Source organism: Exiguobacterium sp. SL-10, from assembly GCF_004337025.1.
Taxonomy (GTDB): Bacteria; Bacillota; Bacilli; order Exiguobacteriales; family Exiguobacteriaceae; genus Exiguobacterium.
Genome location: NZ_SJUP01000002.1, coordinates 254,779 through 266,976 on the forward strand (window position 1 = coordinate 254,779; position 12,198 = coordinate 266,976).

General features: G+C 51.4%; 12 protein-coding genes. 5 read left to right on the forward strand and 7 right to left on the reverse strand.

Annotated elements, in window-relative coordinates; all coding sequences use genetic code 11:
* Positions 1-16: 16 nt before the first annotated feature.
* The gene (locus EVJ33_RS04215) at positions 17-1,087 is read right to left on the reverse strand and encodes an SDR family oxidoreductase (RefSeq protein WP_131434735.1); all 1,071 of its coding nucleotides are present in this window, start codon (positions 1,085-1,087) and stop codon (positions 17-19) included.
* Complete coding sequence (locus tag EVJ33_RS04220) at positions 1,084-3,258, reverse strand: PAS domain-containing sensor histidine kinase (protein WP_161566892.1); 2,175 nt, start codon at positions 3,256-3,258, stop codon at positions 1,084-1,086. The genes EVJ33_RS04215 and EVJ33_RS04220 overlap by 4 nt, the downstream gene beginning before the upstream one ends.
* A gap of 119 nt (positions 3,259-3,377) precedes the next feature.
* On the opposite strand from EVJ33_RS04220, the gene EVJ33_RS04225 reads away from it, so the two are divergent.
* Positions 3,378-3,878 (forward strand): restriction endonuclease, encoded by a 501-nt coding sequence (locus EVJ33_RS04225; protein ID WP_236634527.1) that lies wholly within the window; start codon positions 3,378-3,380, stop codon positions 3,876-3,878.
* Positions 3,879-4,095: 217 nt separating this feature from the next.
* Complete coding sequence (locus EVJ33_RS04230) at positions 4,096-4,575, forward strand: LURP-one-related family protein (RefSeq protein ID WP_034780813.1); 480 nt, start codon at positions 4,096-4,098, stop codon at positions 4,573-4,575.
* 66 nt (positions 4,576-4,641) lie between these two features.
* On the opposite strand, the gene EVJ33_RS04235 is transcribed toward EVJ33_RS04230, so the two are convergent.
* Positions 4,642-5,265: a DUF1836 domain-containing protein gene (locus tag EVJ33_RS04235; RefSeq protein WP_131434737.1), complete on the reverse strand. Its 624-nt coding sequence runs from the start codon at positions 5,263-5,265 to the stop codon at positions 4,642-4,644.
* Between the two features lie 149 nt (positions 5,266-5,414).
* Here EVJ33_RS04235 and EVJ33_RS04240 point away from each other — a divergent pair, with 149 nt between their 5' ends.
* Positions 5,415-6,065 (forward strand): diacylglycerol/polyprenol kinase family protein, encoded by a 651-nt coding sequence (locus EVJ33_RS04240; RefSeq protein ID WP_131434738.1) that lies wholly within the window; start codon positions 5,415-5,417, stop codon positions 6,063-6,065.
* A gap of 155 nt (positions 6,066-6,220) precedes the next feature.
* Positions 6,221-7,141 carry a UDP-N-acetylmuramate dehydrogenase gene (murB, locus tag EVJ33_RS04245; protein WP_131434740.1) on the forward strand — a complete coding sequence of 307 codons (921 nt, stop codon included), beginning with the start codon at positions 6,221-6,223 and terminating at the stop codon, positions 7,139-7,141.
* Positions 7,142-7,233: 92 nt separating this feature from the next.
* Here the strand turns inward: murB and ald are convergent, their stop codons facing one another.
* From ald to trhO, 4 genes are all read right to left on the reverse strand, one after another.
* Complete coding sequence (ald, locus tag EVJ33_RS04250) at positions 7,234-8,364, reverse strand: alanine dehydrogenase (RefSeq protein WP_131434741.1); 1,131 nt, start codon at positions 8,362-8,364, stop codon at positions 7,234-7,236.
* 131 nt (positions 8,365-8,495) lie between these two features.
* Positions 8,496-9,719: a PucR family transcriptional regulator gene (locus tag EVJ33_RS04255; protein ID WP_131434742.1), complete on the reverse strand. Its 1,224-nt coding sequence runs from the start codon at positions 9,717-9,719 to the stop codon at positions 8,496-8,498.
* A 101-nt stretch (positions 9,720-9,820) separates the two neighbouring features.
* Positions 9,821-10,246 (reverse strand): divergent PAP2 family protein, encoded by a 426-nt coding sequence (locus EVJ33_RS04260; RefSeq protein WP_131434844.1) that lies wholly within the window; start codon positions 10,244-10,246, stop codon positions 9,821-9,823.
* A gap of 117 nt (positions 10,247-10,363) precedes the next feature.
* Complete coding sequence (trhO, locus tag EVJ33_RS04265; protein WP_131434744.1) at positions 10,364-11,305, reverse strand: oxygen-dependent tRNA uridine(34) hydroxylase TrhO; 942 nt, start codon at positions 11,303-11,305, stop codon at positions 10,364-10,366.
* A 224-nt stretch (positions 11,306-11,529) separates the two neighbouring features.
* On the opposite strand from trhO, the gene EVJ33_RS04270 reads away from it, so the two are divergent.
* The gene (locus EVJ33_RS04270) at positions 11,530-12,180 is read left to right on the forward strand and encodes a TVP38/TMEM64 family protein (protein ID WP_131434746.1); all 651 of its coding nucleotides are present in this window, start codon (positions 11,530-11,532) and stop codon (positions 12,178-12,180) included.
* The last annotated feature ends 18 nt before the right edge of the window (positions 12,181-12,198 follow it).

Consider the following 12,198-nt stretch of genomic DNA (forward strand, 5'->3'; position numbering starts at 1 on the left):
CACACAAAAAGCCCTGTTAGGGCTTTTTGTGTGTCTCGTAATAGGACACGACCTTCGGCAAGTAGTCTTTCAAGTCGGGACAGACGATATCTGTCCCACTCAGTGCGCGGAGCGTCTGGGTCGTATCGAAATGGACTTGATGTTTGAAGTAGGCGAGCAGCTCGCGCGGAACACCGTAACGTTCTGATAGGTGTAATGCCGAAAAACCGGTCTCGGCGACCGTATGCGGGATCGTCCCGCGTGGTGGCCGATCGAACATCGCTTCGTGAATCATGCGGTACACTTCGCGTGCGCCGTGTGGGAACGGGTCCGTCAAATGGAACGTCCGCTTTAAACCGACCGGGGCGTGGGCGAGATAAGCGGTCGCCTCGACGACGTAATCGTACGGGACGAGATTCACTTCGATGTTTTGGCGACCGATGTACGGCAGCGGCGCCGCTTGGCGGAGCTGGTCCATCAGTTTCAAGACGAAGTAGACGCCGTCAAATTTTTTCGTCTCGCCCGTCTGGCTATGGCCGATGACGATGCCGGGACGGATGATGGTCACAGGCATCGAGCCGAGCTCGCGCGAGACGATGGCCTCGGCTTCATACTTCGTCGCCTCATAATGGTTTTTAAAGCGGACGCGGTGCCACAACTCATTTTCGTAGACGGTGCCTTGACGCCGCCCGGACACGTAGGCGGTGCTGAAGTAGACGTAGCGCTTCAAATGTAGGGCCCGTTTCGCGAGCGAAGTGATGTGTTTCGTCCCGAGCAGGTTGATGCGATACCCGACGTCATACGGGATGCTCAAATCGTAGGCGGCGGCCAAATGGAACACATAGTTCACTTCACGCTCGATGACAGAGCGCATGATTGGATCGAGCACGACTTCCGGCAGTGTGATATCGGCCTCGACGAGCACGAGCTGGTCGTCTCGTAACGACGTGGTATCCAATAGCTCCTGTTTTAAAGCGAGTGCACCAGAACGTTCGGTCGGGAGGTGGAGCGCGTAAATCGTCCCGATTTGATGCGGCAATGACGCGAGATGTGTAATCATCTTCCCGGCTAAAAAGCCGGGGAAACCGGTGAAAGCGTAATGGTTCATGGTGTCTCCTCCGCTAAGTCCAACGTGAACGTGAATGTCGAGCCAACTCCTACACTCGACTCGACCTCGATACTACCGCCGTGTGATTCGATAATCTCCTTACAAATCGATAAACCGAGTCCGGTTCCACCGATTTGGCGCGTATCTGAGTTATCGACGCGATAAAATTTCTTGAATAATTCGTCAAACGCATGCTCGGGAATCCCGATGCCGAAGTCTTGAATGGAGACGTGGGCTTGGTTCTGTTCACGGCGGACCCGTACCTCGACTTCATGGTGATGAGGCGAGTATTTGATCGCGTTCGAGAGCAGGTTGATGATGACTTGCTCGATGCGATCTTTATCGGCGATCAGGTGAAGCGATTCATCGGCATCATCGAAATGAATCGAGTGATTGCTCGTCTCGCGGAATCGTTCGACGACCTCACGGACGAGTACGTTTAAGATAAAGTGATCTTTTTTATACTCTTGATTGCCGTCTTCCATCCGTTGAATGTCGAGAAAATCGTTCAACAGGTCGGTCAGGCGCTTCGCTTCTTTCGCCATTGTCTTTAAGTAGCGCTCGCGCTTCTCCGGGTTCAAGTCGCGAGTGAGCATCAATTCGATATAGCCTGACAGCGACGAGAGTGGGGTTCTCAGTTCGTGTGACACGGTGCTGACCAATTCGTTTTTAATTTGGTCCATCCGTTCTTCCTCGGTCCGGTTACGGAACACGAATAAGAAGCCACTGTCCATTCCGATTTGGCGTTTCGTGTCCATGCCCGTCCCATACATCTCGTAATATTGTTCGTCCCGGTCGTTCGGTTGCGGGATCGAGAAGCGCATCGACACTTCGCGAGCCGAGCCGTCGAGCAACAAATCGATTTTTTTCAACATCTCGGTCCGATCGCGCGCATGGAACGTCGTCAAGAGTGGGATTCGCTCTTGCATCTTATTCGGGGCGATACCCGGTAAGTCGAGCAGACGACGGGCGTGTACGTTCATGAACAGGACGCTACCGTTCGACTCGGTCAACACGAACGCTTCATTGGATGCCTGTAAAATCGATTGGATGATATCCCGTTGCCGAGCGATGGCATTCTTCTCCCGTTCAAGCATCCGCTCGACTTTCTTCCGATCGCTGATGTCACGCATGACGGCGACGCGGAGCGTCTGGCCTTGGAACGTCACTTCTTTCGGGTACACTTCCATCTCGAGAAACGTCCCGTCCTCACGACGACCGATGACCTCATACGGTGTTTGGATATGGTTCCGGATTCGGCGCAACACGTCGGCCCGGTACCCTTCGGCGATAAACTCGATTGTTTGGCGACCGACCATCTGTTCGGCCGGGATTCGGAAAATCGTCTCGGCGGCCTTGTTTGCGTCTAAGATCGTCCCACCTTCGTGGAAAAGGACGGCTTCGATGACTGATTCGGCAAACATACGATAACGCTGTTCTTTATGAAGTAACTCGCCTTTCAGCGCCATCTCAGGACTGACATCGAATACGAAAAAGAAAAAGCCGATGACACGTGCTTGTTCATAGACAGGGTGCATGAACAGTTTTCCGACGAAATGGGTCCGGTCTTTTCGTTGGAACTTCCATTCACGGTCGCCTCGATCTAACGCCACACGAAGCATCTGTTCAAATGACAACAATCGCTCCGTCTTGTCTTGGTAATAAGTCCGCTTCTCGCTCAGTTCTCTTGACTCGAATAGACCGAACGGGGTCATTTCATAAAGTACTTCGTGCGGCGCATACCCGAATAGCTCGGTCGCGCCTTTATTGAAGCGACTGATTAACAGGTTCGCATCGGTCATGATCATCGCCATATCAAGTTCGGTGTGCATCATCGCCTCGAACGCGTTGTGTTGCACCGTCACCCGTGTATCGAGCGGGAGTGGCTCGATTGAGAGGATGTAGACGTCGCCGTTCGGGATGGCATGAATCCGGATTGTCGGCATCTCATACGTCCAAGAGCGTCCTTGCTCCATCCGTCGTGACAGTTCCATCGTGATGGGTGACTGGTTCACCATATGAAAGATGTTTGATCGCGATTGTAAGTCTTCAGGGAATTGCTCTAAAAACGGACGGTTTGCTTGCACAATCGTCCCATCCGTCGTGATTAATGCTACACCGTAAGGCAAGGCGTGCAGCAGTTCGCTTTGGAGATGTCCTCGGTTCTCCATTAACGATGATCCCTCCTTCTCTATATCAAACGGGTACATCTTCAATACATTCGACAGCTCCCCCTTTGTTTTCCTGCCTTCAAACGGTAAAGTGAAGACAAGCACACATAGAGAGGACGATGGACGTGAAAGGAATGGGGCTCAGCTTGTTGATTGCCCTCGGATTATGGTGGTGGGACGCGCCGATTTGGAGCATCATCGTATGCGTAGTCGTCGGTCTGCTCTGGCTCATTTGGCGGATGCGTCTCTCGACGATCGATCGCATCGATCGGATGGACGGTCGTGAATTTGAATTATTTTTAGAGGAAGTGTTCACCGCACTCGGTTACACGGTGACGGTGACACCGGCGTCACGTGATTTCGGGGCGGACTTGCTCCTTGAAGCAGAAGACGGATGGACGATTGCGGTCCAAGCAAAACGGTATGAAAAGGCGGTCGGACTCGAAGCGGTCCAGCAAGTGGCGGCGTCCGTTCCGTACTACGGCGTGAACGAAGGCTGGGTCGTGACGAACTCCTCTTACACCGACAGTGCGTACGAATTGGCAGAACCGAATCAAGTTCGTCTGATTGCAAGAATGGAGCTCGAACAGCTGCTGAAAGAGGCCGGTTTCAAGCGATAACATGAGGCGTGTTCACAACTTTGACAGAATGGCGGATTGTGTCGAAGAAAAAGGGGTTGTCTTTTTCATCAATCGATGCAATAATCATCTTCGTCATATGAAATATGTAGTCGCTGAAACGAGAAAAGGCGGCTGACAGTACCAATTTGGGGGTTTCATAGAAAGACCAACCAAACACACACAAATTCAAGGTTGGAACGTATTAGGAGGAAAAGCGGTGCGCAAATTAATTTATGTAAAAGGTTGCGTCTTTACGCAAGGCGAAGCAACCATTTATGACGAGACAAATGATGCGATCGGATCTGTTCACCGCGACGCGGAGGGCAGTGTTCAAGTGCACAACTTGTCAGGCCGTCAAATCGCTCACGGGAAGTACATCCCGAACTGTCAAAAGTGGGTCGTCATGAACCACGACGGGCAAGCGATCGGTCAATTGAAGGACAAATTCTCGTTATTCGGGAAAAAGTGTGAGTACAACGTCTATGAACGCGGTCTCTATACGATTCAATACGATGTCGAGCGTTATAAGTTTAGCGTTCGGGACAAAGCGGGCAAGCTTGTAGCGGAACTTCGCAAACAAGAGGATGACTGCTTCTGTTTGACGAAAGAGGCCGATCAACTCTCGATGTTCGAGTTGTTGTCTGTCCTTAAAACGTTAACAGTCAAATCACGGATGCCAATCGCGGTATCGGTGTAACCAATATGACGAACACCAGTCACCGAGACTGGTGTTTTTTTATAAAAAAAGCTCCATTCGACGAGGTCAAATGAAGCGGTTCAAATAATGTTTGGCCTCAATCTCGAGCGTCGTCACGCGGTGCGCGTATAAACAGAGTTTAAGGACGTGCAAGATGTTCGGGTGGGTGTAGCCTATCTTCTCAATCGAACGCTTCGCACGGGTGTCTAGGAGCTCGATGGGGCTCGTTGATTTGGCGTACTCGGCGTAGAGGCGATAAAAGTCGATCGGTGAGATGAGGTCGTCTTCATCACGATCAGGGTTGTTGAAAATGAGCGCGAGGAGCGAACTCGTCTCTTCTAGCGAGAACAAGTGCTTCAAGTCATCCAGTAAATAAATGATGGCCGCTTGTTGGAGCGAGTATTTTTTGCCAACCCGAGGCACGCCGATGATTTTCCGGACTTCTCGTTTCGTCCAGTTTTGAATCGTGGTGGCAGATAAATGTTCCCCCGTCAACGTGTTCGCCAAAGCGACGATTTGATTGATCGACAATCCGTTCTTTTCAATATGAAACAAATGGATTTTACGCAGTTCTTTCGGGAAATGCTCACGCACGTCCTCGGGGAAGAGGGAGATGGCCCGGTCTACGTCGCCAACCCGCATATAGTGAAGGCAATCAGCCAAAGTTTGAATCGAAATTGCGTCGCGCATACAGGCATCCTTTCTATAGCCACCTACGTCCGTTGGCTATACAGTCATTTGACCTCATTCTACCAAATGTTTGAAAAGGAAGCTAGGCTATCGCCTGATTAAGGTATAATGGAAACGTATAAAAAATTGTAGATAAAGGTGGTGCTACGATGAATGAATGGGTCAGTTCCATCCTGTCCATCGTCATTGTCCTAGTGTTTCTCGTCGGTCTTGAACAGATTGGCAAACGCCTCGGCTGGACGGATGAGACAATTCGTAAGAGTGTACATATCGCGGTCGGTCATTGGTCGCTGCTCGCAGTCTGGTTAATGGAGACATGGTACATCGCTGCTGTTCCGCTCGTCTTTTTCACGTTCGCGAACGCGTTCCTTCTTTATAAGAGTCCGTCACCGGTTCACCAGACGGAGCGTAAATCACTCGGTACCGTCTATTATCCGATCGCCTTGCTCGTCATCCTGTACTTTTTCTTCGAATCCGAGCCGCTCGCCTTTTTAGCGGGATCACTCGTTTTGGCTTGGGGCGACGGCTTGGCCGCTCTGATCGGACGCAAATACGGTACAGTGACGTACGACCTATACGGACAGAAGCGATCGTTTCAAGGCAGTATGGCCATGTTCCTCAGTTCATACGCTGTCCTCTTTTTATTATTTTTGTGGGATGATATTCCACTGTGGCAAGTGGTAACATATGGATTTATTATCTCCATTATCGCTACGCTAACAGAAGCGATTTCATATCGAGATTGGGATAACTTTACAATTCCGATTGTCGTAGCGGTAGCGACATCACTATTGCTCTAAACTAATTGCTTTATTGTAAAGAAAACGTTGCTTGTCACCCCTGTCAAAGATTTGTATACTGTGTTTCGTACTGAAATCATTCAGTGACGTGCCTGCCTCTCTCTTGACGAACCGAGGCATGCTTTAAAATTGAACGTAAAGGATTGAGGCAACGCATGAGCTTTTTAGATCAACTACTCACTATCATTCCGGCCGATCGCGTGAAGCAAGATGAACCGCTGTCGGCACACACGTATACAAAATTAGGTGGGCAGGCCGATTATTTTGTGGCCCCGCACACGTATGAAGAAGTTCAAGCCGTGCTTGAGCTCGCCCATCGCGAGGGCGTGCCGTTCATGATTCTTGGCTTTGGATCGAACTTGATTGTCCGTGACGGAGGCCTTCGTGGCATCGTCTTAAACTTGAACGAGTTGAAAACGATTCGTCGAGACGGGAATCAACTGATCGCTCAAGCTGGCGCGGCCATCATCGACGTCTCGCGTCAAGCGTTGACGGAGGAGTTATCAGGCTTAGAATTCGCCTGCGGCATCCCGGGAACGGTCGGTGGAGCGGTGTATATGAACGCAGGTGCTTACGGAGGAGAGACGAAAGACGTCATCATAAGCGCGGTCGTGTTGTCGCCTGAAGGCCAACTCATGACGCTCACGAAAGATGAACTCGATCTCGACTACCGGACGAGCCGGATCTCGAGAGAGGGCTTGATCGTACTTGAAGCGACGTTCGAACTCGAACCGCTCGGCTACGAGGCGATCAAAGAAGTGATGGATGACTTGACGTACAAGCGCGAGTCGAAACAACCGCTCGAATATCCGTCATGCGGCAGCGTCTTTAAACGACCGCCGGGTTATTTCGCCGGTAAGTTGATTCAAGACTGCGGCCTGCAAGGGAAGCGGATCGGTGGAGCGGAAGTCTCGCTCAAACATGCCGGATTCATCGTTAATATCGACGAGGCGACGGCGACCGAGTACATCTCGCTCATTCGTCACGTCCAAGCGACCGTGAAGGAGAAGTTCAAGATTGAGCTTGAGCCTGAAGTGAAAATCATCGGTGAGGACATCGCCGTCGAGAACGCATAAATACACAAAACGCTCGAACCGATCGGTTCGAGCGTTTTTAATGGGGTGACGACATCAAAAAGCCGCCAGCATCGTAGCTGGCGGCTTGACGTTTACGCTTGTAATTGCTTCGTGATCGCTTCAGCAGGCGCGACGAACGTGTAGCCGAGGTCACGCGCGACAGCCTCGTACGTGACCGTCCCGTCGATGACGTTCAAGCCTTTGAGCAAGGCGGCGTTTTCACGGAGCGCCGGGAAGATTCCTTTTTGTGCACACTCGACGATATATGGCATCGTCGCGTTCGTCAAACCGAGTGTTGACGTACGTGGGACGGCGCCTGGCATGTTGGCGACCGCATAGTGTTGTACCCCGTAACGCTCATACGTCGGCGCGTCATGCGTCGTAATATGGTCGATTGTCTCGCAAATCCCGCCTTGGTCGATGGCGACATCGACGATGACCGATCCCGGTGACATCTGTTGGACCATTTCTTTTGTGACAAGCTTCGGTGCTTTCGCGCCCGGGATGAGGACGGCCCCGATGACGAGGTCACTCTCGGCTACTTGTTTGGCGATGTTGTAGCTGTTCGAGATGAGCGTGTTGATCGTATTGCCAAACTGGTCATCGATTTGGCGCAAGCGGGCCGGGCTGATGTCCATGATCGTGACGTTGGCACCGAGACCGATGGCGATGCGAGCTGCGTTCATTCCGACGACACCGCCCCCGATAACGGTGACGTTCGCGCGAGGTACACCAGGCAGGCCAGACAACAGAATCCCTTTTCCGCCGTGTGGCTTTTCAAGGATTTGTGCTCCGATTTGGGCGGCCATCCGTCCTGCGACTTCGCTCATCGGTGTGAGGAGCGGTAACGTCCGATCGACTTCGACCGTCTCGTAAGCAATCGCCGTCATCCCTGAATCGACGAGTGCTTTCGTAAGTTCTGGTTCGGCCGCCAAGTGCAAGTACGTGAAGAGCGTCAAGTCCGGACGGAAATGACGGTATTCAGATGGTTGCGGTTCTTTTACTTTCAACGCCAATTCGACGTTTCCCCAAACATCCGCGGCTGTATCGACAATCGTCGCCCCGGCATCGATATATTCCATGTTCGTGAAACCGCTCCCGACTCCGGCTTCGGTCTCGACGAGTACCTCATGTCCAAGTTCTGTTAACATGGATGCACCCATCGGCGTCAAAGCGACGCGGTTCTCGTTATTTTTAATCTCTTTCAATACCCCGATTTTCATGTATAGCTCCCCTTTCTCTCTACTGACACAATTTGTTCACACTTCTAGTATAGACCCATCCGAAAACGCTGTCTTTAGCATGGATTCTAAAAATGACAACGTCCACTTTGTGAAAAAACACAAAGTGGACGTTAATCGTCTTGTCGGTATTGGCCAGCCTTGATGGCGAGGTAGACGGCGGCTCGTTCGGGAAGGGAGACTTGCGTAATATTCGTCAGCTCCTCGATGCGTCGAATCCGATAGAGCACGGTGTTCGGGTGGATATGAAGATGAGATGCGACACGTTTGACGTTCCCATCAAAATAGAAATACCATTCGAGCGTCGTGACGAGCTCGGTATGATGGGCGACATCATATGTTTGCAAACGTTCGATGGTCGGATGCGTCTCGAGTCGCAGCCCGATGCGGCGAGCGAGATCTGGGACGAGTTGATAGATGCCAATCTGTTCGAACGTGTGCGTCGTGGCAAGTTCATACGGAAACTTCCGGCGAAGTGATGTGACCCGTCGTGCCTCTTCCATCGCGGCATACAACATGTCGCTCTCAAAGAAACGCCGGCTGACACCAAGACGCGGCTCCACCTCGTTAAATTTATCTCGCAGCTGGGTCTCGAAGCGGTCGGCCCATTGCAAGAGGGCCGTCTCTTCCTCGGCCAACTCCGATTTCATATAATGCCAGACGAGTAACTGTTGACCATCGATTGCATGTAACACGACCTCAATCGCTTGTTGGGTCGCGAGGACGTAAAACAATCGTTCCGCCAGCTGTGGGGTGATCGGTTGACTGCACTCGATGATTGTGAGTCGGCTGGCGACGGCAATTGGGGCGAGTTCATCTAAGCGCTCGCGATGAGCGGACGACAAGTTAGGGGTGGCCAACACTTCTAAAAAGAAACGCTCGAGCTCGGCATCGATGCGTCGTTCATGCATGGCGATGGTCATCAGCAGCTTTTTAGCGATACTTGCCCCTTCTTTCAACACGGTGAGCTCTTGGTCAGAAAACGGGGTCGTTCGGGCGAGACTCCAAATATAACCGAGCACATCGTCCTGTTGCTTGATGACGACAGCGGCACGCTCCCCGAGACCGACGGCCATCCGGGCCGGGATGACGACCGGTTCGTCGCAATCGATCACTTCTTGCAGGATTCCACTTTCCCATAAATCCTCGATGACGGCTTCCGGGACGCGGCGACCGATAATCGTCGCGATTCGTGCCGGGTCGGTCGAGTCGGGATGGGTGCTATAGGCGAGCAACTGGTGGTGGCGATTTTCAATCGTGATCGGAGCCCGAATCGCCTGTCCGATGGCTTCGGCGAGCGTATCGAGCGATTCGTAAGATTTCTGCAAAAAAGGCATGTCGATTCCTCCTCTCTCTCACTATACCGTCTCTGTTGTGAAAGTTCACAAAAAGATGAGGCGTTTGGAGAAGAAGGGGCGACATGCCTCCACAATTCATATTAAATCGGGAAAAACAATCCGATGACGAGACCGAGCAAGGCACCGACAATGACTTGGAACGGGGTGTGACCGACCAACTCATTTAAGATCGGCGTCTCATGTTTGATGCCTTTGAAATAGTCGTTCAATAAACGAGCCTGGAATCCGACCGCTTGCCGGACGCCTGTCGCGTCGTACATGACGATCGTCGCGAAAATCAAGGCGAGGGCGAACATACTGGAGTCGAGTCCTTCGATGCGCCCGATGACGGTCGTCAATGCGACGACGGTCGAGGAGTGGGAGCTTGGCATCCCACCTGAGGCAAACATGATTTCGAGTTCAAAATCTCGTGTTTTAATGAGTTCGGTTACGAGCTTGGCCGCTTGGGCGATGAACCACGCGAGCAAGGCGGCGAGTAAAGGTTCGTTAAAGAGCAATCGATTCACTTCCTGTCTGACAATGGTATCTACACTATACCCGATTCTGTCAGGCACTAGACGTAAAGTTTTTGTCAAAAAAAGCACCCCGAGCATAGGCTCGAAGTGCTTTTCGGTCGATTTTTGTTACCCGACGACGCCTTCAGTCTCCTGAAGTTTGTCCGCGATATTCTCGATGATATAGCGGTTACGTGGATGCTCCTGGCACTCTTTCGAGCATGAACGCATTTGCTTCGGTTCACACGCTTCACAGCAGAAATGTTGAGCATTACACACCGGGTTGGCACAATTAACGTAACGGACCGTCTTCGTCCCGCAGTGCATGCACTCAGAGACAATCGACGGGTTGACCGTGTTGACGGGGACGTTGATGCGCTCGTCAAAGACGTAAAGCTCGCCTTCCCAGTCTTCGCCTTTCGTAGCGTCGTCTTTGCCGTACATGGCGACGCCGCCTTTAAGGTGGAAAATGTTGTCGTGACCTTGGTCACGCATATATGCGGTAAATTTCTCGCAACGGACGCCTCCGGTACAGTACGTGAGTAACGTTTTCCCTTCGTAGAGGTCCTTGTTCTCTTCGAGCCAATCTGGCATGTAACGAGAAGCCTCTACATCGATTTTGATCGCATTTTTAAAGTGACCAAGATCGTACTCGTAGTTGTTACGAACATCGAGGATGACGACATCGTCGCGATTCATCATCTCTTTCCATTCTGCCGGTTCGAGGTACGCACCGTGCTGTTTAGGCACGTCGAATTCCCCATCAAAGCGCCACGTCACAAGTTCTTTTTTATGACGGACAAAAATTTTCGAGAACGCATGTTCTTCGACTTCATCGATTTTGAACTCGATGTCGCTGAAGTACGGGTTCGCTTTCAAGTCGTTCATGTACTGCTCGGTCTGTTCCCAAGTCCCAGAGCACGTGCCGTTGATTCCTTCGGAAGAAATCAAGATGCGTCCTTTGATTCCAAGGTCCTTGCAATACTTCAGATGCTCTTGTGTGAGCGTTTCTGGGTCTTCGATATTGACGTACTTATAGTACAGCAAGACCCGCATTGGTTTTGTTTCCATTTGTGTTACTCCCCTGTGTTCAGTTTTTTGCAGGAAAACGAACGTTGGGTTGTGTCGTTCGACAAACGGACTTGCCTGCAACCACAAGTCCATATTATATGATAGATATCACAGCGGAATTTCGCAAATACTTTTTATTTTTTTTGAAGGCGTGCAGGGGGATGCGTCTTCCTGAGCGAAATCGGGTAAAAAGGTATTAATGAAAGTCGAAGGTGGAAACTGATATGCTCACATCACTCCAACAATGGATTATCCAATTGATTGAATGGCTTCAAGAACTTCCGGGAGGCCCCTGGGCAGGACTCGGAGCACCGTTCCTTGAAGCGATCTTCCCATTTCTTCCGCTCGTGCTCATCATTTCAGCGAATGCAGCCACGTACGGGTTCTTGCTCGGGACGTTATTGTCTTGGGTCGGCAGTTTACTTGGGACCATTCTTGTCTTCGCGGCCGTGCGCTACGTATTCCGAAAACCGATGACGCGGTGGCTCGAGAGGCACAAACAAGGAGTATACTGGCTTGAACGAATCAATCATATGAGTCCGATCTCGCTTGGCTTTTTATATTCACTCCCGTTCATCCCCGTCAGCTTGATCACGTACTTACTCGCCCTCATTCAAATGCCGCTCCGGACGTTTATCATGGCGGCCGGGTTTGGAAAATTGCTTGTCGTCTTGATTTTCTCCGTCATTGGCGACCAGTGGGAGGAGTTTATTCAAAGTCCGCTCCGCTTATCGATACTTGGACTGTTGCTGTTCGTCCTTTGGGCGATCAGCCGTGGTCTCGAAGAACTGCTCAAGCGGCGCGCCTTCAAAAAACGAAACGAACAACTGAAACGTGAACGTGACGCAAAACGTCAAACGACCCTTCGAAGCTAATGCTTCAAAGGGTCGTTT